Origin of the sequence: Mesorhizobium sp. M8A.F.Ca.ET.181.01.1.1 (genome assembly GCF_004792025.1) — a bacterium.
GTDB lineage: Bacteria > Pseudomonadota > Alphaproteobacteria > Rhizobiales > Rhizobiaceae > Mesorhizobium.
This window is the reverse complement of sequence record NZ_SRTV01000002.1, coordinates 260,453-282,004: the sequence shown is the minus strand read 5'-3', so window position 1 is coordinate 282,004 and position 21,552 is coordinate 260,453. Positions and strand designations below refer to the sequence as shown.

Sequence of the window (21,552 nt, the reverse complement as noted above, 5' to 3'; positions counted from 1 at the left end):
CCCCAACGGGCCGCCAAATCCCAAAACGAATCAAGACTTGGCATCAACTACTTTTATGAGAAATCGACGTCGTGCAAATTAGAAAATCTAATACTTGGAGGTGGCAGACTTGGTTGGGCGGCTGTCGGCCAATATCTCAAGAATACGCTTCCAGCGGGCACAACGCCCGAAATCCTTCTGTTCAATCGCCTTTTCGGCCTTCATTGCGGCGTAAAGCGGTGCCTCGGCGCCAAATTCCTTGATCAGCCAATGCGCTTCCTGCCTGGCGAGACGTTCATTGTCATCAAACATAGTCTTGCGCCTCCGAACGCTCCAGACCGACCGCGACACAACTGCCGATCACGAGAATGGCTCCGGCAATGGCGGTGGTCGTCAGCCGTTCGCCGGACAACGTCAACAGCAGCGTCGAAGCAATCGGCGTGAGATAGGCGACGACAGCCACCTTGCCGCTGCCTCCGAGCTTCAAGGCGCGTGACCAGAAGTAATAACCCAGCCCCATCGGGCCAGCGCCGAGATAAAGCCCGAGGACCAGATCCACTCCGGTGGGCCAGGCGACGCCTTCGCGAGCGGACCATATAAGCGTCAAGGCGACGCCGACCAGCGACGAGGGCAGCAACAGGCGGTCCGGCGACGTGGCGAGCCGCCCCACCATCACCGAATAGAAAGCCATGCACAGCGCGGACCCGAATGCGGCCGAATAGCCGGCGAGATCACCCTGGAACCAGGTGCGGTCACGCCCTCCCGAAATCACCAGCGCGACGCCGACGAAGCCAAGGGCCGCGGCAATGCCCAGCAAGGCCGGACGCCGGGGATTGTCGAAAGCGATCACTGCCGCGGCAACCATCAAGGGCCAGGTGTAGGCCACGAGATTGGCTTCGATCACCGGCATCGAGGCAAAGGCGATATATTGCAGCACCATGGTGCCGACCAGACCGATAAAGCCGACCGCGAGCGGCACCAGCGCGGTGCTTGCCGTGGTCGTCGCGGCTTTCTCGCGGCTCATCGACCGGATGACCGCGAAGACCAGGGCGGCCCCTACAAATTGCAGGAACTGCACCTGCGACACCGGGTGACTGGCCAGCAGGGACTTGCCGACCAGCGCATTTGTCGACCACAACGCCACCGCCCCGGCAGCGAAGACCAGCGCGGATATCGAGCCCGATCCATGCAGAAGGAATCGGCATAGGCCCCTATCTCTGCGTTCGACCATGATCCCGTCCGAAAACCGGTCTCCACTTTTCGGGATCATGGGTCGCTACCATGACTCCCTGGCTCCACCCGGAACCGGCGCTTCGGCGGGGGCCGGCGTCGGATGTTCGGCCTCGAACCGGCGATAGGCCGGCAGCTGGTTTTGCCACACATCTTCGGCCAGCTCGTTGACCCACTCGCGGTCGTGATCGTTGTCGGCGGCAAGGTAGTACATCCTGTTGTCGTCGACATAGGGCTTGGCCACGGAGCGCTGGTTGAGCACCAGCGTGACGCGCTCGCCGAACTGGATCGGCGCCGTACGATGCAGGACGCCGAGGAACTGCCCGAGCGTCGCATAGTTCATCTTGTGATCGATGCGCATGATGCGGTTGCGCGGAATCTCGCGGCCGGATTCGAGGATGGCGCGGCCGGTCTCGGAATCGTCGCAATAGATTTCGAGATGGCCGCCGACCAGCGGATCGCTGATCGACAGCGGAATGAGCTCAGTGACCGGAACGCCGTCGCAATGCCATTCGACGGCGCCATCCCTGGGATTCATGAAGGTAACTGTCGAACCGACGATCGACAGCGGATAGGGCTCCAGCTTCGTGCCCATCATGTCGGACAGCCGTTCCAAGCGCAACTTGTCGTTCAGCAACTCCTTGATTTCGGGAATGAAACGGTCCGCGCCGGTGATGAAGGTCAGATCGAGGTGCTTGTGCACGGCATGGCTGGCCTTGAGCTTCAGGGCGGCCTCCTCGATCGCAGCAAGCAGAGCCGGATCATAGCCATGCCGATACTGCGCAACGCCGAAGCTCGACACTTTCCAGGCGGTTTCGTGGCCGATAATGGCCTCGCGGCTCATCGCATAGCGCAGTTCGGGTACGGTATGTGCGTTCATTGTACTTCTCCAAGTGGGGGGCAAACACTTGGTTAACAGTCGATTAAATTAGCCCCCCCTGTAAAATTAGGAATGCTAGTGCTACCCTAAGCCCAGCTTAAGGTCGAAAGCCGTGCGTCTGCTCAGTCAGGTCAACCTCAATTCGCTGAAAATCGTGGAGAGTGCTGCGAGGCACGGGAATTTCACGCGTGCCGGCGAAGAGCAGTTCATCACCGCTTCGGCGGTCAGCCAGCGCGTCAAGAGCCTGGAGGACCAGTTGCGCTTCAAGATTTTCCAGCGCGGCGGCAATGCGGTGTCGCTGACACCGGAGGGCGAAACCTATGTCTCGCGCGTTCGTGAGGCGCTGGAGCGGATTGTCGCCGCCAGCATGGAAGCGACCGGGCAATCACAGGAACATGTGCTGAAGATATCGGTGCTGCCGACATTTGCCGCGCGCTGGCTGTTTCCGCGCCTGCCGCTGTTCCAGCAGCAACACCCCGATATCGTGATGCGGGTTTCGACCTCGTACGCGACGCACGAGTTCACGACTTCCGAATTCGATCTCGAAATCCGCTACGGCGACGGCCACTTCAACGGGCTGCCATCCGACCTGTTGTTTCAGGAAGACCTGACACCGGTGTGCAGCCGCAAATTGTTCCACGAGGTTCTCGGCGACAAGCCGGTGTCAAAGGTGACACCGGACGACCTCAAGCACTTCACGCTGCTGCATTCCGACACCTGCACGCAGAACTGGCAATCCTGGCTTGGTTTCGCCGGCGCCAGTTTTGTGCTCAGCGAGACCAAGAGCATCTATTTCGACTCGTGCATGATGTCCTACGAGGCGGCCAATGCCGGAATGGGTTTTGCCGTTGCCAACCGCGCCTATATGGCCAGCGATATCCGCGCCGAGAGGCTGGTCGCTCCCTTTGCCGTACATCATCCGAATACGGCCGGTTGGTACTTCGTCTCGCCGCACAAGGGCCTTGCCGCACGCAAGATGCTGCTGTTCAAGCAATGGGTGATGGCGGAAGCGGCCATGACGCAACGCCAGCTGGACAACGAAATTGCGGGCTTGGCTTCAGAAGCTGTCTGAAAGTCGGATCGGTCCTCATTTGTCGCTCGATGACTGCAGGCAAGAGAAACAGGGACCATCGATTAATGGGCGGCGTCCAATCCAGGCAACCCGCCTTGGTCGGCGATATCGTTGAACTCAGCCCCCTGCAGCCAGAGCATTCCGCAGCGCTTTTGAGTGCAGCCGCAGATGGCGAGCTATGGAACTTGAAGGCCACCGTGGTTCCAGGGCCAGACGCGATCGATGATTATATTGCCAATGCCCTGGCTGGACGACAGGCCGGGACCGTCATGCCATACGCAATCGTCCTCCGCGCCACGGGCTTGATTTGCGGTAGTACGCGGTTCTGGAAAATCGATCGCGCGAACAGAAAATTGGAGATTGGGCACACGTGGCTCGGCAGTTCGGTCCAGCGATCGGGGGTTAATACCGAGGCTAAATATCTTCTCCTGATTCAGGCATTTGAGGTCATGAACTGTGTCCGCGTGCAATTCACCACCGACGAACTCAACGACGCGTCGAGAGCAGCCATTTTGAGAATAGGAGCAAAACAGGAAGGAATCGTTCGCAATGAACGGATCATGCCGGACGGCCGGAAACGCAATTCCGTCCGGTTCAGCATTATTGATTCCGAGTGGCCGGACGTAAAAGCCATGCTACGGCAAAAAATGCGGCGATAGTCCGCGCCAAACGCTCGCCCCGAATTCAAAACGAAAACCATGTGGATCAGGCGAAAGCCCTTCCCTCCTCGGTGCGCTGGAAATGCGCCAGATCGAGCGGCACGGAGGGGCGGCCCAGAACTGTCAGGATCATATGCGCCTGGCCGCGATGATGGGTCTGGTGGTTGAAGACATGAGCCAGCGCCGGCGCCAGGCGCTGCGAGACGGTGCGCATATCCGAAACGGTCATATAGGTGAAGCGACCCGACAGCGCTTTGTCGTCCAGGCCGCCGAGCCAGTCGATCATCCGCCGGTCCTCCGCCTCGCGCGCGGTCCTCAAGACGGGCAAGGCCCGGTGCAATATGGCGTCCAATGTCGTCGGCGCGATGCCTTCGCCGGTGAAGCGCTTCATCCAGATGCGATCGGCGGCGAGCAGGTGGTTGAGCGTGCCCATCAGCGAACCGAAGAAAGCGCCGACGTCGCGATTGAATTCCTCATCGTTCAGATCGTCGGCGGCATCATAGATGCGGCCATTGGCCCATTGATTGTAGGCCGCAAACATCATGAAGTGCTGTTTCATCTTTTCTCCCGCCGCGCCCGTTTCGGGTTTCGGGGCGATACCTAGACCGCGAAGGGGCCGACGCCAATGACCATTCTGCTTTACGACCTGGTCGGACATGACGAGAGCCGCCCGTTCAGTCCGCATTGCTGGAAGGCAACGATGGCGCTGGCCCACAAGGGACTTGATATCTCGACCGCGCCGACGCGTTTTCTCGAAGTGCCGGCCATCGAAGGCGGTGTCTCAAAAACCGTTCCGGTCATCCGCGATGGCGACAAGGTCGTCATCGATTCCTTCGCCATCGCGCTCTATCTCGATGAGACCTATCCGGATCGCCCGACGCTGTTTGGCGGCGAAGGCGGCAAGGCGATGGCGCGCTTCATCGAACGCTGGTCGCAATTGACCATCCACCCTTATGTTACCACCGCGGCGCTCGTTGACCTTCATGCCATGCAAGACGAAGAGAACGCCTCGTATTTCCGCCAGAGCCGGGAGCAGCGCTTCGGCAAGCGGCTGGAGGACGTCGCCGCCGCACGCGACGCCGGCCTGGCAACCTTCCGGGCAGCGCTGGAGCCGCTGCGCTCCATGTTGAGCTACCAGCCTTTCATCGGCGGCGCCTCGCCGCTGTTTGCCGACTATATCGTCTTCGGCGCGCTGCAATGGGCACGCATCGCCACGCCTTACAAATTGCTCGACGACAGCGACGTGGTGGCGCAATGGTTCACCCGCTGCCTCGATCTGCATGGCGGGCTCGGACGAACGGTTGCGGCGGCGGCGTGACGGCCGCAAGCGCGCGCCCTGCCCGCAAGGCAAGCGCCGTCAAACTGTCGCGAAAATCGGCGGCGGAACAGCTGGCCTTACTTGGCCGCCTTCTTTGGCTTGCTGGCTTTCGCGGCGGCCTTTTCCTTGGGAGCGGCTTTTGCCTTGCCGGCGCCAGATGCCTTCCTGGCTGGCTTCTTGTCCGCCGACCCCGCGTCCTCCCGATCGATGTCGGCGGCCGCCTGTTGCCAATGGCGTTCGTGGTGACCGGCCGGTTGCCCTTCTTCCTGCCAGATCTGATGGGCACGGTTGCGAATGCGCTCCTGACGATCGTCTGTCATGGTCATATTGTCTCCATGCGGGCCGACTTCAGCGCGGCGCCGACCGGACGACTATAGCAAGCAAACCGTTGCTTTACAGCCGTCTGATCCAGCCTGCCCGCAGCGACCAGCCACGGAAGCGCTGGCCGTTCGACGCTCGCTGTCGCTCCGGGCGTTCGTCGCTCGCAAAGCCAGGCAATTGCCTTTCCGCTCGCCGCGCGGACCCGCTCCTCACCCTCTTGGCAATAAGCCGGGCGGCTTGTATAGAGCCCGCCACTCTCAATTCAAATTCAGACAAGGACGACCCATGGCGCTCGAACGCACCTTCTCCATGATCAAGCCCGACGCAACGCGGCGCAACCTCACCGGCGCCATCACCAAGATGCTCGAAGACGCCGGTCTGCGCGTCATCGCCTCGCGCCGCGTTTGGATGAGCCGCCGCGAGGCGGAAGGCTTCTACGCCGTCCACAAGGAGCGGCCGTTCTTCGGCGAGCTGGTGGAATCCATGTCCTCGGGCCCGACCATCGTGCAGGTCCTTGAAGGCGAGAGCGCCATTACCAAGAACCGCGACGTAATGGGCGCCACCAACCCGGCCAACGCCGCCGAAGGTACCATCCGCAAGGTGCATGCGCTGTCGATCGGCGAGAACTCGGTGCACGGCTCCGACGCGCCGGAAACCGCCGCGCAGGAAATCAAGTACTGGTTCTCGGACACCGAAATCGTCGGCTGAGCCGACGGCATCAAATCCGATCTGGAAGGCCGGCGTTCAGCCGGCCTTTTTTCTGGAGTGCAATCAGCTCGCGGCGCTGAAGCGCAGGATTTCGCGCCCGTCCTTGTCTGAGATGGTGAGCTTGCCGGCATCGACCTTGTATGACGCCGCCTTGGCCAACGCATCGAACAGGGCTTTTTCCTCGGCCATCACATCGGGCGCGCAAGCTTTGTAAGTCGAACCGATATCCCCGATCGCGATCGCCTGGCCCTCGACCTTCGCCGTGGCAAAATAGGTGTTGCAGGGACCGCTGCCACCGGCCTTGCCGGCCTCGCTGACCCTGAAGGTCGCCTGCGGCGCGGTGATGGCGCCAATGCCATCGACATAATCGACCACCCAGAGCTGATCGAAGACGGAAGCCGCTGGCTCCTTGCCGGGCGTAACCATCTTCAGCATGATGGTCTGCGGCGCGTCGGTCAGCGGATCGAGCTGATGGCGCACATCGGAGACGAACATCAGCCTTCCGTCCACGGTGATCCGGGCCTGCAGCGCGTAGATCATTTGCGGCCGGATGACGGAGGGGTCGAATTTTATCTCGAAGCTGATCGGCACCTGGCCGGCGGGCTTGATCTTCTGTTGCCCGATGATCTTGGCCGGCGCGTCGGCCAACGAGACGTCGGCGAGCTCGACGGAGAGCACGGCGCTGGGCGGCAAGGCGATGCGCTCGCGATAGATCACCTCGCCCCTCACCGCCTTTTCCGCGGCAACGGACAGCTCCGGAACCGCCAGGATACCGACGACCAACGGCACCAAGCCGAAGACGAAGAATTCGGCGATCCTGTCCAGCATGACCGTCTCCCTTGCCCAATCAGTCACGTGACCAGTTGGCAGAAGGATTGCGGTCGTTCCGTGACGCCTGCACGGTATTATTCGGACGGCGGTCGCTTCCAGCGCCGGGCTGCCTGGGCGTCGGTTTCCTTAGCCTCGACCCAGCCCCCCTCGGAGCCGTCGGTGCGATGTTCCTTCTTCCAGAAGGGGGCACGCGACTTGAGGTAGTCCATGAGGAAGTCCGCCGCCTCGAATGCCGCCTGGCGGTGCGCCGAAGCGGCCACCACCAGGACGATGTTGTCCCCCGGCGCGATCTTGCCATGGCGATGTATGACGGTGAGGCCTTGCAGCGGCCAGCGCTCGGTGGCTTCGGCAGCGATACGCCCGATCTCGGCTTCAGCCATGCCGGGATAGTGCTCGAGTTCGAGTGCCGAGAGCGCGCCCTGCTCGTCGCGGCACAGGCCGGAGAAGGTGACCACCGCGCCAATGTCGGCGCGGCCTTGCGTCAGCCCGGCGATCTCGGCGGCAACGTCGAAATCCTGGCGCTGGATGCGCACGGTCGGCACCAGGACGGCCGACATGATGTCAGCCTCCGGTCATCGGCGGGAACAGCGCGATCTCGCGTGCACCCGATATCTTCTCGCGATGGTCGACATGTTCCTGGTTGATGGCGACGCGGATCACATCGGGATATTGCAGCGCGTGTTGGTAACCTTCGCCGCGCGATTGCAGCCAGCGCAAGAGGTCGGCGACCGTCTCGATGCCGGCGGGCAATTCGACATCTTCTTCCGATGTGCCGATACGTTCGCGAACCCAGGCGAAATAGATGAGACGGGTCGTCATCTCACTCGTCCATGATGTGCTTGAGGCCGGCGCGGAAATAGTCGTAGCCGGTGTAGAGCGTCACGAGGGCCGCGATCCACAGCAGCACCAGGCCGGTCTGGGTGGTCAGCGGAAAGATCTTGTCACCGGCCGGTCCCGCCAGGAGGAAGGCGATGGCGACCATCTGTATGGTGGTCTTCCACTTGGCAAGCTGCGTCACTGGCACCGAGACCTTGAGTGCCGCCAGATATTCGCGCAGGCCCGAGACCAGGATCTCGCGACACAGGATGATGATCGCCGCCCACAGCGACCAGCCGGCGATCCCGGCGTGACGGTCGGTGTCAGCCGCAAGCAGCAAGAGGCACGTGGCGACCAGCAGCTTGTCGGCGATCGGATCGAGCATCTTGCCGATGTTGGAGGTCTGCTGCCAGGCACGCGCAAAATAGCCGTCGAAATAATCGGTGACGGACGCCAGCAGGAAAATGACCAGCGCCGACCAGCGAGCGAAGTCGCTCGATTTCAGATGGCCCTCCAGAAAAAAGCACAGCACGACCAGCGGCACCGCGATGATGCGGGCGTAGGTCAACATGTTAGGCAGGTTAAACGCGCGCTGGGCCATGTCTGGTGGACTCTTTCTGCCTGCGTACTCAAATCAGAAGCGGATGTAGGGGGTCAACAGGCCAGATTCGACTGGCCAGATGAAAGTGGCGATTTTTTCAACTCTCGTGGAAGTGATTGTAGACCAGTTTCGCCACCTGTTCGGAGATGCCGTCGACCTTCCTCAGATCCTCCACCGCGGCCCGGCTGACCGCCTTGGCGGTGCCGAAATGCAAGAGAAGCGCGCGCTTGCGGCCGGGACCGATGCCGACGATTTCGTCGAGCGGGCTCTTGACCATTTCCTTCTTGCGGCGGGCCCGGTGCGAACCGATGGCGAAACGGTGGACCTCGTCGCGCAGGCGTTGGACGAAATAGAGCACGGGATCGCGCACGGGCAGCGAAAACGAGTCTCTGCCCTTGACGAAGAAGCGCTCGCGGCCTGCATCGCGGTCCTGCCCCTTGGCGATGCCGATGGCGACGACGCGGTCCTCGATGCCGAGATCGGAAAGGATCTTGCGCACCGCCGTCATCTGGCCCTGGCCACCGTCGATCAGGATGACGTCGGGCCAGGCAGGGAAGCTTCCGGAGATATCGTCTTCGATATCGTCGCCCGCCTCGACTGCCGCTGCCTCGCCCCCTGCCGCATCGTCGGCAAGGACAACATCGCCATGCTCCTTGAGCAATCGCGAAAATCGCCGCTCCATCACTTCGCGCATCATACCGAAATCGTCGCCCGGCGTGATCTCCGTCGAGCGTATGTTGAATTTCCGGTACTGGTTCTTCACAAAGCCTTCCGGCCCCGCGACGACCATGGCGCCGACGGCGTTGGTGCCCATGATGTGCGAGTTGTCGTAGACCTCGATGCGCACCGGCGGCTTTGCCAGGCCGAAGGTCTCGGCGAAACCGGCAAGCAGCCGCGCTTGCGTCGAGGTCTCGGCCAGCCGGCGACCAAGCGCCTCACGCGCATTCTGCAAGGCGTTGTCGGTCAGGTCCTTCTTCTCGCCGCGGTGCGGCACCGAGATCGTCACCTTGCGGCCGGCGCGGGTCGAGAGCGCCTCGGCCAGCAGTTCCTGGTCCTCGACGGTCTGCGACAAGAGGATGGCACGCGGTGTCGGCTTGTCGTCATAGAACTGCCCCAGGAACGAGCCCAGCACTTCCGATCCCTCCAGCGCCGGATCGGCCTTTGGGAAATAGGCGCGGTTGCCCCAGTTCTGGCCGGTGCGGAAGAAGAACACCTGGATGCAGACCTGGCCGCCTTCCTGGTGGATGGCGAACACATCGGCCTCGTCGACGGTCGCCGGGTTGATGCCCTGATGGCTCTGCACGTGCGACAAGGCCGCCAACCGGTCGCGATAGATGGCGGCTCGCTCGAAATCGAGGTCTTGCGAAGCCTGCTGCATGGCAGCCGAAATCTCGGTCTTCACCTTCTGGCTGCGGCCGGACAAAAAATCCTTCGCTTCGTCGACAAGCTCGGCATACCCCTCATGCGAGATTTCGCCGGTGCACGGACCGGCGCAGCGCTTGATCTGGTAGAGCAGGCATGGCCGCGTGCGGTTCTCATAGAAGGAATTGGTGCAGCTTCTGAGCAGAAAGGCGCGCTGCAGCGAATTGATGGTGCGGCCAACGGCACCGGCCGAGGCAAAGGGGCCGAAATAGTCGCCCTTGCGCGACCGCGCGCCGCGATGCTTGTAGATGCCGGGCGAGACATGGTCGCCGGTCAAAAGGATATACGGAAACGACTTGTCGTCCCGCATCAGCACATTGAATCGCGGCCGCAAACGCTTGATGAGATTGGCTTCGAGCAGCAGCGCCTCGATCTCGGTGCGGGTGACGACGAACTCCATGGTCGACGTCTCGCGCACCATGCGGCCGATGCGGTTGGTGTGGAATCTGCCTTGCGCGTAGTTGGTGACACGCTTCTTCAGGCTGCGCGCCTTGCCGACATAAAGCACGTCGCCGGCGGCGTTCATCATCCGGTAGACGCCGGGCGCATTGGGCAGCCGCTTGACCAGTGTCTGGATCACCTCGGCACCCACCATGCCTTCGGCATCGCCGGCATGCGGCGTCCAGTCGATTGCCGTGAACGCCACATCCGGGCCGACCGGTTCGACGATCTCCTCGATCGCCTCATCCTCGAGGTCGATTTCAGGAGGCAAATCATCGGCGCCGCCACGCGGCTTGCTCTTGTGGTCTAAGGGACTCATTCCTTCATGCCTGTCACATCCGGCGCCCAATAGGACACGCCCGAACTACTCGCCGTTTCAAATCTTTACAGCGACCGAACCGGTTTCTCCGGGACTAATTCCTGGGCTTTCCTTCACGGGTTTATCACAGCCTCCCTTCCGGGACACCGCCGCCAGATCGTCATGCGTGACCTGGGCATATTTCACCGTGGTGTCAATGCTGGAGTGGCGGGACAGTCCTTGGAACGACTGTAGGTTGCCTCTCCCGGCGACAGCAGCATTGACCCGATACCGCAAATTAATGACCGAGTTCAACCACCTCGGACGAACCGAGCGGTTGGCCAGCGCTCCTCCCCTAGGTCCAACTATCCAGGCTTGGGGCAGCCGACTACGATGCCCAAGTGATAGATACTTCAACTTACTCACGAGGGAAATGTTATGCGAAAGTTCATGACGCTCATCGCGGTCACGTCGGTAGCTCTTTCGTCTGCGATGGCTGCCTATGCCCAGACAGAGAATCCCCTCCCAAAGGCCAGCGATGTCCTGGTCAAATATGGAGACATCCAAGGCTGGACAGTTTACACCAATCAAACCCGCGGCGATTGCTTGCTCGTCCACTCGGACGGCCCAAGTTCGGTTCAAATGGGTGTTACCGCGAATCGGGAGGTCGGGTATCTCGGCGTGTTCACGACGGTGGATATCGGCCTCCAGAACGGGAAGCAGTCGGATATCTTCGTTTCTATCGACGGCCATCTCTACAAGGGAGTGGCCACCACCACGAACGGAATACTCAAGGGCGGATATTCTGGCGGCTACATCTTGACCGACGACCCGAAATTCAAGCGTGACGTGGCGAAGAGATATAAAATGATCGTGTTTCCTGAGACCAAGGGAGCCTTTGTCGTCGATCTGAAGGGGACTTACAAAGCAATGGCAATGGCGCGCAAGTGCCTCAAGCATTGACCGCTGGCCCAGCAATGTTCCACCCATCTCGGCCATTGGCTGCTACTGGCTGACTGGACTTTTGAAGCCGGAACCAGCGTATGACGCCTGAGAGCCGGATGTTGACGCGTCCGGTTCAGGGGCAGTCGGGCGTGGGGACACCTGTGACCCCTTCCGTCCAACCGCATATTACGCGGCACCGTGCTTGGGCAAGTGCCGACATTGGCGGCATGCCGGAGCCGCTCAGCGCTGCAGGTCGGGAGTGCTGCCGAACAGCCCCGGGGAGCGCCATCGTCAGAGACTTTTTCCAGAAGCCACAATCGTCGGGACAGCCCGGTTGTGCTTTTAGCCGATCAAATTAGACCCCAACAAGGATTTCGACTGCTATTCCGCCATGCCTGTCACATCGGGCGTCTGCCATGCAAGATGCTGGCCGCCATCGAGCGCGATCATCTGGCCGGTGACCGAGCGCGTCTCCCACAGATAGCGGATGGTGGCGCCGAATTCCGGCAATTCCGGGCCGCGCTTCAGAATCAGGCCGGCGACCTGCGCGTCAAAATCCGAATCGTCCTGGCGCGCGTTCTTCAGCGTCGGGCCCGGCCCGATCGCATTGACGCGGATGCGGGGCCCGAGCGCCTGTGCCAACATCTGCGTCTGGGTCCACAATGCCGATTTCGACAACGCATAGGAAAAATAGCGCGGCGTCGGTCGCCAGACGCGCTGGTCGATGATGTTGACGATCAGCCCCTCCCGCCCCTCCGGCAAGGAACGGGCGAAGGTCTGCGCCAACAGCGCCGGCGTCTTCACATGAATGGCGAAGTGGCGGTCCCAGGCGTGCCAGTCGAAATCTTCCACTGAATCGTCGACGAAGAGCGAAGCATTGTTGACCAGCAGCGAGATCGGGCCCAGCGCGGCTTCCGCCTGGCCGACGAGCTCGCTGACGGCGTCCATGTCGGTCAGATCAGCCGCAACCACGGCGGCGCGGCCGCCCGACCGGTTAATCCCCTCGGCCAGCGCATCCGCCTCATCGTGCGAGCGGTTGGAGTGGATGGCGACCGCAAAACCATGGCTGGCGAGGTCCTCGACGATCGCCTTGCCGATCCGTTTCGCTCCACCGGTCACCAGCGCCACGGCAGTGGCTTTGCTCATCTGTTGTCAATCCTCAATTTCGGCCCGAAAACGCGACGCCGGCGAAATATGGCCCGGCATGCGTTAAATGGTGTTCGCACCTGGGGCAGCATTGTGGCGAAGTGCCCGTTCGGCATGCCGAGCCCTCTTGGACTCGGAACCGCCGGACAGCAATATAGGACGCTGGACTCCTTGCACCAAGCGGTGTGCAGCGCAGCATAAACTGGCTGCTGACATTTCGCTGTTGCGAAGATGCAACGTCAAGGTTCTGCCTCATTCGTGCCGGGGAATGACCCAAGTTCAGGTTCGGTTCAGCCGCATTTTGACACGACATTTGGAACCGACGAACGCCAGACCCGTTTCACCCCCCGGACGGGTTGATGGCGATCGTGAGAAACAAGCCTGTGTCCTGTGGCTTAAGGAGTAAAGAACAATGCAAGCCAATCTCAAATTCGCACGGCCGCTGGCTGTCGCAATCGGGCTCTTCGCCCTCGGTGGTACCGCTTATGCAGCGGACGTCGTTCAGGAAGAGCCGCCGGCACCCGCTCCGGTTGCCGAACTTCCGGTCGCTTCGTGGGCCGGCCCTTATGCCGGTATCAACCTCGGCTACGGCTTCAGCGGCAAGACCAAGGAAAAGGATCTTGGGTTCTCGACCGACACCAAGGGTTTCGACGGCAGTGTCTTCGGCGGCTACCAATGGCAGCAGGAGAACTTCGTGTACGGCGGTGAAGCCGAACTCGGCTACAACGGCGTCAAGGGTGACGACAATGGTATCCACTCCAAGGGTGGCTTCGAAGGTTCGCTGCGTGCCCGTCTGGGCTATGCCGTGACCCCGGAAATCCTGCTCTACGGCACCGGCGGTCTCGCCGGCAGAAGCCTGAAAGTGGAAGACTCCGACCTCCTCGCCAGCGACACCGCTACGATGATCGGCTGGACCGCCGGCGTCGGCACCGACATCAAGCTGACCGACAACGTGTTCGGCCGCGTCGAGTATCGCTACACCGACTTCGGCTCGAAGAGCTTCGACGGTATCGGCAAGGTCAAGGCGACGGACAACCGCGTCACCTTCGGCCTCGGTATGAAGTTCTAAGTCCGTCCAAGCCACGACACGAAAAAGCCGGGCCTCGCGCCCGGCTTTTTTATTGCGGGTCGTTTTTAGGCGGGAACCGCCGACTTCAGCTCCGGGAATTTTTCGTCGAAGCGTGCGGCCCAGCGGGTCAACCGGCCGCGGCCCTTTTCCCATTTCCCGGCGAAGCGCAAAGAGAGATAGCCAAGGCAGGCACGCAACGCCATCTGACCGGCCGTGATCTTCTTCGGCAGTTTTGGCGGATTGGCATTGAGCAAATCGAGTGCGACGGTGATCTTCGCCCACTGGCGGTCAAGCCAGGGTTGATAAACCATTTCGTCGGGCCGGGTGCGGCGCTCATAGACCATCGACAGCGCGCAATCGCAGATACCGTCGGCCAGCGCCTCCAGCACTTCCGCTTCCAGACGCTTGTCGGGATTGCGTGGAAACAACGCGTTCTTCGAAATCCGGTTGAGGTGCTGGGTGATGGCTCGGCTGTCGTGAACAGAACGGCCATCATCGAGCACCAGCACCGGGATCTTGCCGAGCGGATTGGCGCCGATCAGTTCGGCCGGCCTGTCCTCGGTCTTGACCGGCACCTCATCGATGGCGATCCCGGCATAGGCCGCGGCCATCCTTACCTTGGAGCTGTAGGGAGAGGTGGACGCGTAGAGCAGCTTCGGCATGATCGGTTTCCTGTTTGCGGACATCCAGTGTCGACCGCCGGGCTGTTGCGATCAATTGCCAGAGTGCAAAAAAACAGCAGCCAGAAACCGGCCGCGGTTTCCGTCCTGGCATCACCACAAGCCTGAAAGCAGCAGCCTGGAAAGCATCAGCAGGCACGACGGCAAGCCGCTGGAATTCGAACCTGCATTCACACTTCACAGGCGCCCATACTTCAGAGGCGCCAGAAGCCGTGCCGTGACCTTCGCCAACCACGGCAGGAGCGAAAGAGTGGGGCGAGCGAGGCAGCCAACCGGCGCCTCGCTTTGCTTGCCCCTCGGCCCGTTACCGACGCTCAGCCCCGAAGGCTGAACCCGCTGCCGAATATGCTCCTACACAGAACGTCAGAGCGTCCTTGCCGTGTCCCGAAGGACACGTGACGCCCCAACGCTCCGTCTACTTCTTGGCCGGAGCCTTCGCTTTCGCAGGCGCTGCCTTTGCCTTCGGGGCGGCGGCTTTCTTCACCGCCGGCTTGGTTGCGGCTGCTGCTGCTTTCATGGCTGGCCTTGCCGCGGCCTTCGCGGCGGGCTTCGCCGCAGCCTTGGCGGGTGCTGCCTTCTTGGCCGCGGGCTTTGCCGCCGCCTTCGCCGCGGGCTTTGCAGCCGCTTTCGCCGCGGGCTTTGCCGCCGCCTTGGCCGCTGGCTTCTTCGCCGGTGCCGCCTTCGCTGCCGGCTTTGCCGCTGCCTTGGCGGGCGCTGCCTTCTTCACTGCCGGCTTCGCAGCAGCCTTGGCGGGCGCCGGCTTCTTGGCCGGTGCTGCTTTCGCTGCGGGCTTTGCCGCCGCCTTCGCAGGCGCTGCTTTCTTCACTGCCGTAGCGGCCTTCGCCGCGACTGCTTTTGCGGGTGCTTTCTTTGCCGGAGTCTTGGATGCCGGCGCTTTAGATGACTGCTTAGCCATGTCATGCCCCTTCACGTTATGCCGATGGCCGTGAATGACCCCGGCGCGCAATGCATATCTGACTCGCGTCTCGCTAGCCAGCGAAGCAATGGTATGATTTTCTCACCTTAAATTTTGGTTGCGATCGCCACACAATCACACTCATCACCGGAAAAATCCGCGGTTGATCTTCCGACATCGCCAGCAATTCGACATCGGCATTCGCGATGCGAGCTCGCCATCAAGCTCCGAAGATTAGCGAGCAACTTCACGCACGATCTTTGGTCGTGAAGATCATGACTTGCCGTTTCATCGAGGCGATCATCTTTTGCAAGAGAGCGGTCCGTGCGGATCACGAGCGCGATGCGACGCCCGATCTGAAGATCACCTTGTCAAGCATGTTTCGAGCAGCAGCTTTCTGATTGACAGAATACTCTGTATAACAGAGTATTCTGTCACGGAGTCCGATCGCGCCTTCGATTTCGGTCATACAAAGGCAAGTGACACCCGCTGGCAGGGATTGCCGAGTCACACGGCGACAGGCCAAGGCTTTGCCGCATTGGAGCCATTGATGAGCGCCGACGACATTATCCACCAGAGTACGCGTCTCAGGATCATGGCCGTCCTGAACACGCTGGAAAGGCGCGAGGCCTTGGAGTTCACCCAGTTGAAAGCCATGATCGAAGCCACCGACGGCAATCTCGGGGCACATCTCGACACACTGGCCAGAGCTGGCTATGTCGACATTGAAAAACTTTTTGTCGGGCGTCGGCCGCAGACACGGGTCAGCGCCACGACGGCAGGACGGCGGGCCTTTCGCGGTCACATCGCCTTTCTTCGCAAGATCATCGATCAGGCCGAGGCACAACGCAGGAAATAGCCCAGCGACGAAGCGAACATCGGCACGTGGCGACGACCGCGACGCCGGCGCCGCGCGGTTCACCCGTCGCACGATCCTGGGTGTTCGCAGCAGACTACGAGCGCGGCCGGCGAGAACGACGTGCCCGCCGATCACCACAATTTCGACAGCCAGGATCACCGCGATCAGGATGCCGAGATGCGCTGATGCGAGCGAGGTTCCGACGACGTTCGGCAGCAGCGCCACATAGAACAACGGCGTTTTCGGATTGCCGAGATTGAGTGCGACACCCGTGGCGAAGATCGACAACAGCCCCCCGCCCGGAGACAGGTTTCAGCTCCGGTACCACCGGCGCGGCGGTCCAGAGCCTGATGGTGGCAAGGTCCATGGAGGCTCCCGAAAGTGACTTGTTGCTCTCGGGTTTCCGGCCTAGCCGAACCGGCCGTTGCCGGCATCAGAATAATCAGGATCGTCTCGACAATTGTCGATGGCAGCGGCATCGCAGCGTTTGTCGGCGAGCGTGAGCGTCGTCATCACGGCTGGAAGCCGAGACAAATGGCGCCGAGCGCGACGAGGGCGCAGGCGCCGACCCGCCGGGGCGTCAGCGTCTCGCCGAGAAACAGCCGACCGATGAAGGCCGCGAAGACGACGCTGGTCTCGCGGATCGCGGTGATCGGACCGGCAGGACCGAGTGCGAAGGCCGCCACCACGACGCCATAGGCCAAAAGCGCGAACAGGCCGCCGCCCAGCGCCTTCCACGTTTCCGGTGCCCGAGCATCGACGGCGAGCCTGCCGCGAAAAGCTACGAAGGTCGACGGCAGCAACAGGCCATAGGCCAGCAGGACCCAGGCGGTGTAGGCGCCGACATTGCCCGCCGCACGAACGCCAATCGCGTCGACCATCGCATAGGCGGCGATAATCGCCCCCGTTGCCAGGCGCGAAAAAGGATCGGAAAAGGAAGAAACGCGTTCAGCGCAAGACGCGGCAACGGCCGTTATAGACCATCCATCGATCGAAGCCCGAGACGCAGAACTCGACATTGTCGCCGATCGAGGCAAAGCCCTGGCCTTCCTCGATCAGATAGAAGATCGACCGATCCCGGCCATCCGACAGGCTGACGGTTGCCCGGCAATAGTGACGGCCGATCGGCCATTCCTCGCTCGCTTGCTCGTAGCGGTGCTGGCGAATGTCGCGAAAATCGGTGATAGCGACGTCGGGCAGATGCGGCACGTGATGCACCTGATAAGAGAACCGATCCGTGATCTTGCTCAGCACCCATGATTCGCCGCAGACGCTGCCATCGTCTTCAGTATAGACGGCGAGGTCAGCCGCCTTGACCGCCTGGGTGATCCCGAGAGGCGCGGCAAGCGGCGTGCAGAGCGAAATCAGGGCAGCAAGTGCGGATTTGGCGAAGCGAGTCATGGCAGCCTCTCAAGGTCGAATGCACGCACTGTGCGGATTCGCTTGACGGCGGTCAAGCGGTTGCCGAAACAATGGTTTCCAGAAACCGGTGCCGGACAGTTGCTGCAAGCAGCAATGCACTGGCGGCGGCGAAGTTCCCCAGAAGGCGGATCGTGCGGTCGTAACGAGCGCGGCGGTCGAAGGCGGCTATCCCGGCGGCGGGACCTGCTCGCCGGCCAGCCATTCCATCGACCAGTGCGCCGGTTTTGCCAGCGCAAGCAATCTGTGCAACGCCGGCAATACGGTTCTCAACTCACCTTCCAGCGTGAAGGGCGGATTGACCACCACCATGCCGGTGCCATCGAGGCTGGGTTCCGACGAGGCCGGCCTGATCTCGAATTCTATGTCGAGGATTTTCGGGATGCCGGATTGCTTCAGCGCTTTCCTGAAGGCGATCACCGCCCTACGGTCCTTGATCGGATACCAGAGCGCGTAGATGCCGCTGGGCCAGCGCTTGTGCGCCTTCACCAGCCCGTCGACGAGGCGGCCGAACTCACCCTCTTCCTCGAAGGGCGGATCGATGAGCACCAGGCCGCGCTTTTCCTTCGGCGGCAGGTGCGCTCCGAGTGCAAGCCAGCCGTCAATCTCCATCACCCTTGTCTGGAAATCGCCGGCGAACTCCGTCTTCAGCTTCGCGGCGTCTTTCGGGTGCAGTTCGATCGCCGACAACCGGTCCTGCTTGCGCAGGAGATTGCGCGCGAGCAACGGCGAGCCTGGATATTTCTTCACGCCGCCCTCGGGATTGAGTGAGCGCACCGCCGCCAGATAGGGCGCCAGCAGCGCCGCCGCCTTCGCGTCGAACGAGGTATCGATCAGCCTGCCGATGCCGCCCTGCCACTCACCGGTCTTTTGCGCTTCGAGTGACGACAGGTCGTAGCGGCCAATGCCGGCATGGGTGTCAACGACACGAAACGCCTTGTCCTTCTGCTTCAGATATTCGAGCAGGCGCGTCAGCACGACATGCTTGACGACATCGGCAAAATTGCCGGCGTGGTAGGCGTGGCGGTAGTTCACGTGGGACCCCTGCCCCAGCGTGGAGGCGGCTGCGAGTTCGGATTTTCCGGTCGTCCGCCACCGGAACGCAAGGACAGCAGGAAGCCGATCAAGCCGACCGCCATCAGCGAGAAGCCTATCGGCCGCGAGCGGCCGTCGATTTCCCCGACGCCGGAGCGCAAGACAAGGTCGACCGCTCGCATCGGTATGTCGTCGGCGTCGCCCGGGCCGACGGTGAAGACGTAGGCGCCAGGGTTGACAGTGGCAATCAGGCCAGCTTCGTCGCGAAAGATCTTGTCGGGCAGTTGCGGGCTGGCCTGGCGCGGATTGTCCACGTGGTTGAACTGCAGCGTCGAGGCAAGCACCGTGCGGCCATTGGTGGCCGCGGTCAGCGTCAACACCGTGCGCTGCTGCGAAACGATGCGTTCGGCCCTTGCCGTCAGGTCCACCAGCACCCGCACCGGCGCATCTCGACCTTTGAGCGATACGGTCAACGGCCTGAACCGGCCTTGCTCATAGACCCGCCAGGTGCCGATTTCGCGACCGGAGAAATTCGTCATCGCCCAGGGGTAGATGAGACCGATGCCGGTGCCGGCCAACAGGATCAGGACAAACAGAAAGCGCATTCAGGCGGTCACCTTGCAATCAAACCTTGCCGGACGGCTGGCTTGCATTCGCACCGTCGCGCAGGCGCTCCATTTCGTCCAGCACCATGTCGAGGCCGAGTTCGAATGTCTTGTCGAATTCGGCGGCACCAAAAAAGCGCCCGGCTGCCATGACATTTGGATAGTCCCTGGCCAATTGCTCGTCGCTGACCGTGTTCACCGCGGACGGGCCTCTGGAATAGCCCGCATTCTCGTCCAGCACCGCGCCCATCAGATAGTATCCGACGGTGCGGAACAGCCGCGCGCTGAGTTCAGTGTCGAAGCCGCCGTCCTTGAACAAGCCGATAATGCCGTTCAACCAGGCAAGGCAAGTCGGCGAGTTCATCCGATAGGTAACGATGAAACTGGAATAGGCGGGATGGTCGCGGCCGATGCGGCGAAAATCCTCAATGGCGATGCGCATTCTTTGCCGCCAGGGAAGGCTGGCGTCGGGGATTTCGAGCGCACCGATCAGCCGGTCGACCAGCGCTTCGTGCAGATGCGCCACTGAGGGAAAGTGATGGTAGATGCTCATCGCCTCGCAGCCGAGCGCAGCGGCGAGCTTGCGCATCGAAAAGCCGGAAAGCCCCTCCCTCTCGATCACCTCGAAAGCCGCGTCCTCGATCATTTCGCGGGACAGACGCCCGCGTGCTCTCTTTTTCTTGATTGATTGATCCATTAGCGCTGGCCTGACAGCTTACAGTGTAAGGTTCATTTTCACGATCACCTTACATCGTAAGGCTAGCAAAGGCCAGAGGAGAAACCATGTCGTACCATCGCATCGTCAAATCCATACAGTCTTCGTCCCATCGTGCTTTCCTGTTCGCCGCCGCCTGCGTGCTGTCGCTCGGCACCGGGCTGGCCCGTGCCGACGACTATGATGCCACCCTCAAGGACATACAGTCGACCATGGGCGGTGTACCGAGCTTTGTGAAACAGTTTCCCAAAACCGGTCTGCCCGGTGCCTGGGCCGAGGTCAAGGCCATCGAACTCAGCGACAAGACGGCGCTGCCGCCCAAGGTCAAGTCGCTGATCTCCCTAGCCGTGGCGGCACAGATCCCTTGCACCTACTGCATCTGGTCGGACACGCAGGACGCCAAGCGCGCCGGCGCAACCGACGAGGAGATCCAGGAAGCCGTGGCGATGGCGGCGCTGACCCGCCACTGGAGCACAATCTTCAACGGCATGCAGGTCGATTTCGATACATTCAAGAAGGAAATGGGCGGGCAGTAAGCCCGCTGGCAAGCCTGGCCTGCTTCAAGAGAGATCCATCACACTCGACAAAAGGGCTGGGATGGCCCGCAGCGAAGCGGGCCATCGTCAGCCTCGGCCATTTTACGGCTCGCACACCAGTGCTGCGTTCAACCCGAATGCGTGATCGCGCAATAGACAAGAGCCTGCCTAAGCCCTCAAATGCCATTGCCGAGATAGCCGGCATTCCACTATAAATTCGACGCGCCTGAAAGGGGAATGTCGCCTCGCATCTTTACGGATGAGGGACCTCGAATGCACAGAGATCACGGGCGGCCCGACGAAAAGAAATCGGGATTAAACCTTATTCCCGCGGGCCGATTTTGCCTTCTAATTTTGACTGTTGGTCTGCCCTGCGCCACTGCCAGCTGCGATGCGGATTCCATTCACAAAGCGATACTGGCAAGGTTTTCACAACCGAATGTTTACGTCTGCAGCCCGAGCGGATTTGGGCAACAATCTCATTGCAACCTGAAGATTTGAATCGTTCTGAACCTTCTTCATTCGGGTAGTTCTCCGGGGCTGCGCATCCCAGTGCCTCACGAGGGCACTTCCCGGCATTCCTCGATATCAAGCTTTTTGATGGCGCGCCCGAGAACAGCTCGCCGTGGCATGTGGAATCTCTTCGCGGTCGAGCCAATATGCTGATTCAAAATGAGGAACCGCGCCCACGGCCACCTGCACGCGACTAGCGGGCGTGCCGCCTCATGATTAACCATTGGCAAACACAATTGGTTAAGAAATCGCTAATTTAGTTGACTGGAATTTCCACAGGTATATTTTCAATTCGTTGGGATGTGCAATTTGGGCGAGCAATCGGCGATGATGGCACCAAGCGCGTGATCGCGATCTCGGGGCGCATGGACTGCTGAACGGCAGCATAGAAGCCGCGCGGCAGTGGCTCCGCAAACTCAGAAAATGACAAGCGCGCATCAATGATGGCGATCCGCGGATGCGGAGGATTGCCGCGTTTCAAGAACGTGGCCGGGCAGTGCTTTGCCCCGGCCCGACGGGTAGTGTTGCGGTGCGTAGG

Annotated in this window: 26 protein-coding genes and 2 pseudogenes; 8 read left to right on the top strand and 20 right to left on the bottom strand. The window is 61.3% G+C overall.

Features of this window, described 5'->3' with window-relative positions; genetic code table 11:
• Positions 1–87: 87 nt before the first annotated feature.
• The 3 genes from EN824_RS09690 to EN824_RS35155 are packed head-to-tail and all read right to left on the bottom strand — an operon-like array spanning position 88 to position 2,089.
• On the bottom strand, positions 88–291 hold the full coding sequence (locus EN824_RS09690) for a hypothetical protein (protein WP_127871457.1): 204 nt from the start codon (positions 289–291) through the stop codon (positions 88–90).
• Positions 284–1,210, bottom strand: coding sequence for a DMT family transporter (locus EN824_RS09685; protein ID WP_135915352.1), 927 nt, complete (start codon positions 1,208–1,210; stop codon positions 284–286). Before EN824_RS09685 ends, EN824_RS09690 begins: the two co-directional genes overlap by 8 nt.
• Positions 1,211–1,255: 45 nt before the next feature.
• Positions 1,256–2,089 carry a hypothetical protein gene (locus tag EN824_RS35155; RefSeq protein ID WP_189522150.1) on the bottom strand — a complete coding sequence of 278 codons (834 nt, stop codon included), beginning with the start codon at positions 2,087–2,089 and terminating at the stop codon, positions 1,256–1,258.
• Between the two features lie 112 nt (positions 2,090–2,201).
• On the opposite strand from EN824_RS35155, the gene EN824_RS09670 reads away from it, so the two are divergent.
• Both EN824_RS09670 and EN824_RS09665 read left to right on the top strand, forming a co-directional pair.
• A complete protein-coding gene (locus EN824_RS09670) occupies positions 2,202–3,161 on the top strand; it encodes a LysR substrate-binding domain-containing protein (RefSeq protein ID WP_127279521.1) in 960 nt (319 codons plus the stop codon).
• A gap of 95 nt (positions 3,162–3,256) precedes the next feature.
• Positions 3,257–3,820: a GNAT family protein gene (locus tag EN824_RS09665; RefSeq protein WP_245512023.1), complete on the top strand. Its 564-nt coding sequence runs from the start codon at positions 3,257–3,259 to the stop codon at positions 3,818–3,820.
• A 46-nt stretch (positions 3,821–3,866) separates the two neighbouring features.
• On the opposite strand, the gene EN824_RS09660 is transcribed toward EN824_RS09665, so the two are convergent.
• The gene (locus EN824_RS09660; protein ID WP_127279523.1) at positions 3,867–4,379 is read right to left on the bottom strand and encodes a DinB family protein; all 513 of its coding nucleotides are present in this window, start codon (positions 4,377–4,379) and stop codon (positions 3,867–3,869) included.
• Positions 4,380–4,445: 66 nt separating this feature from the next.
• On the opposite strand from EN824_RS09660, the gene EN824_RS09655 reads away from it, so the two are divergent.
• Complete coding sequence (locus EN824_RS09655; RefSeq protein ID WP_127279524.1) at positions 4,446–5,138, top strand: glutathione S-transferase family protein; 693 nt, start codon at positions 4,446–4,448, stop codon at positions 5,136–5,138.
• A gap of 77 nt (positions 5,139–5,215) precedes the next feature.
• On the opposite strand, the gene EN824_RS09650 is transcribed toward EN824_RS09655, so the two are convergent.
• Entirely contained in the window at positions 5,216–5,464 is a 249-nt protein-coding gene (locus EN824_RS09650; RefSeq protein WP_127871455.1) for a DUF2934 domain-containing protein, read from the bottom strand.
• Positions 5,465–5,744: 280 nt separating this feature from the next.
• Here EN824_RS09650 and ndk point away from each other — a divergent pair, with 280 nt between their 5' ends.
• Positions 5,745–6,167 carry a nucleoside-diphosphate kinase gene (gene ndk, locus EN824_RS09645; RefSeq protein WP_127279526.1) on the top strand — a complete coding sequence of 141 codons (423 nt, stop codon included), beginning with the start codon at positions 5,745–5,747 and terminating at the stop codon, positions 6,165–6,167.
• Positions 6,168–6,230: 63 nt separating this feature from the next.
• Here ndk and EN824_RS09640 read toward each other — a convergent pair whose 3' ends face one another.
• The 5 genes from EN824_RS09640 to uvrC form a co-directional block, all read right to left on the bottom strand.
• Positions 6,231–6,995, bottom strand: a complete 765-nt coding sequence (locus EN824_RS09640) for a YbaY family lipoprotein (RefSeq protein WP_135932186.1) — start codon at positions 6,993–6,995, stop codon at positions 6,231–6,233.
• A gap of 77 nt (positions 6,996–7,072) precedes the next feature.
• Positions 7,073–7,555 carry a molybdenum cofactor biosynthesis protein MoaE gene (locus tag EN824_RS09635; RefSeq protein ID WP_127281087.1) on the bottom strand — a complete coding sequence of 161 codons (483 nt, stop codon included), beginning with the start codon at positions 7,553–7,555 and terminating at the stop codon, positions 7,073–7,075.
• Positions 7,556–7,559: 4 nt separating this feature from the next.
• The gene (gene moaD, locus EN824_RS09630) at positions 7,560–7,817 is read right to left on the bottom strand and encodes a molybdopterin converting factor subunit 1 (protein ID WP_127281088.1); all 258 of its coding nucleotides are present in this window, start codon (positions 7,815–7,817) and stop codon (positions 7,560–7,562) included.
• Between the two features lies 1 nt (position 7,818).
• The gene (pgsA, locus tag EN824_RS09625) at positions 7,819–8,415 is read right to left on the bottom strand and encodes a CDP-diacylglycerol--glycerol-3-phosphate 3-phosphatidyltransferase (protein WP_010915213.1); all 597 of its coding nucleotides are present in this window, start codon (positions 8,413–8,415) and stop codon (positions 7,819–7,821) included.
• Between the two features lie 97 nt (positions 8,416–8,512).
• Positions 8,513–10,597, bottom strand: a complete 2,085-nt coding sequence (gene uvrC, locus EN824_RS09620; protein ID WP_135932185.1) for an excinuclease ABC subunit UvrC — start codon at positions 10,595–10,597, stop codon at positions 8,513–8,515.
• A gap of 417 nt (positions 10,598–11,014) precedes the next feature.
• Here uvrC and EN824_RS09615 point away from each other — a divergent pair, with 417 nt between their 5' ends.
• Positions 11,015–11,539, top strand: a complete 525-nt coding sequence (locus EN824_RS09615) for a hypothetical protein (protein ID WP_135932184.1) — start codon at positions 11,015–11,017, stop codon at positions 11,537–11,539.
• A 363-nt stretch (positions 11,540–11,902) separates the two neighbouring features.
• Here EN824_RS09615 and EN824_RS09610 read toward each other — a convergent pair whose 3' ends face one another.
• A complete protein-coding gene (locus tag EN824_RS09610; RefSeq protein ID WP_135863803.1) occupies positions 11,903–12,667 on the bottom strand; it encodes an SDR family oxidoreductase in 765 nt (254 codons plus the stop codon).
• A 412-nt stretch (positions 12,668–13,079) separates the two neighbouring features.
• Between EN824_RS09610 and EN824_RS09605 the strand changes: the two genes are divergently transcribed.
• A complete protein-coding gene (locus EN824_RS09605) occupies positions 13,080–13,736 on the top strand; it encodes an outer membrane protein (protein ID WP_127280635.1) in 657 nt (218 codons plus the stop codon).
• 65 nt (positions 13,737–13,801) lie between these two features.
• Here the strand turns inward: EN824_RS09605 and EN824_RS09600 are convergent, their stop codons facing one another.
• Entirely contained in the window at positions 13,802–14,398 is a 597-nt protein-coding gene (locus EN824_RS09600; RefSeq protein WP_127280634.1) for a glutathione S-transferase, read from the bottom strand.
• Positions 14,399–14,831: 433 nt separating this feature from the next.
• Positions 14,832–15,242 (bottom strand): hypothetical protein, encoded by a 411-nt coding sequence (locus tag EN824_RS09595; protein ID WP_189343621.1) that lies wholly within the window; start codon positions 15,240–15,242, stop codon positions 14,832–14,834.
• A 640-nt stretch (positions 15,243–15,882) separates the two neighbouring features.
• Here EN824_RS09595 and EN824_RS09590 point away from each other — a divergent pair.
• Entirely contained in the window at positions 15,883–16,191 is a 309-nt protein-coding gene (locus EN824_RS09590) for a transcriptional regulator (RefSeq protein ID WP_127280633.1), read from the top strand.
• On the opposite strand, the pseudogene EN824_RS36640 reads toward EN824_RS09590, so the two are convergent.
• From EN824_RS36640 to EN824_RS09560, 6 genes and pseudogenes are all read right to left on the bottom strand, one after another.
• Positions 16,157–16,543: pseudogene (locus EN824_RS36640) on the bottom strand (LysE family transporter); the annotation flags it as partial. The gene EN824_RS09590 and the pseudogene EN824_RS36640 sit on opposite strands and share 35 nt — an antisense overlap.
• A gap of 160 nt (positions 16,544–16,703) precedes the next feature.
• Positions 16,704–17,105 (bottom strand): annotated as a pseudogene (locus EN824_RS09580) (EamA family transporter); the annotation flags it as partial.
• A gap of 34 nt (positions 17,106–17,139) precedes the next feature.
• Positions 17,140–17,592, bottom strand: coding sequence for a hypothetical protein (locus EN824_RS09575; protein ID WP_127871448.1), 453 nt, complete (start codon positions 17,590–17,592; stop codon positions 17,140–17,142).
• Between the two features lie 186 nt (positions 17,593–17,778).
• Complete coding sequence (locus tag EN824_RS09570; RefSeq protein ID WP_127279838.1) at positions 17,779–18,645, bottom strand: 23S rRNA (adenine(2030)-N(6))-methyltransferase RlmJ; 867 nt, start codon at positions 18,643–18,645, stop codon at positions 17,779–17,781.
• Complete coding sequence (locus tag EN824_RS09565) at positions 18,642–19,250, bottom strand: hypothetical protein (RefSeq protein WP_127279837.1); 609 nt, start codon at positions 19,248–19,250, stop codon at positions 18,642–18,644. Before EN824_RS09565 ends, EN824_RS09570 begins: the two co-directional genes overlap by 4 nt.
• 19 nt (positions 19,251–19,269) lie before the next feature.
• The gene (locus EN824_RS09560; protein WP_127279836.1) at positions 19,270–19,947 is read right to left on the bottom strand and encodes a TetR/AcrR family transcriptional regulator; all 678 of its coding nucleotides are present in this window, start codon (positions 19,945–19,947) and stop codon (positions 19,270–19,272) included.
• An 86-nt stretch (positions 19,948–20,033) separates the two neighbouring features.
• Here EN824_RS09560 and EN824_RS09555 point away from each other — a divergent pair, with 86 nt between their 5' ends.
• On the top strand, positions 20,034–20,501 hold the full coding sequence (locus tag EN824_RS09555) for a carboxymuconolactone decarboxylase family protein (RefSeq protein ID WP_127279835.1): 468 nt from the start codon (positions 20,034–20,036) through the stop codon (positions 20,499–20,501).
• 769 nt (positions 20,502–21,270) lie between these two features.
• Here EN824_RS09555 and EN824_RS09550 read toward each other — a convergent pair.
• Positions 21,271–21,495 (bottom strand): hypothetical protein, encoded by a 225-nt coding sequence (locus EN824_RS09550; protein ID WP_127279834.1) that lies wholly within the window; start codon positions 21,493–21,495, stop codon positions 21,271–21,273.
• Between the last annotated feature and the right edge of the window lie 57 nt (positions 21,496–21,552).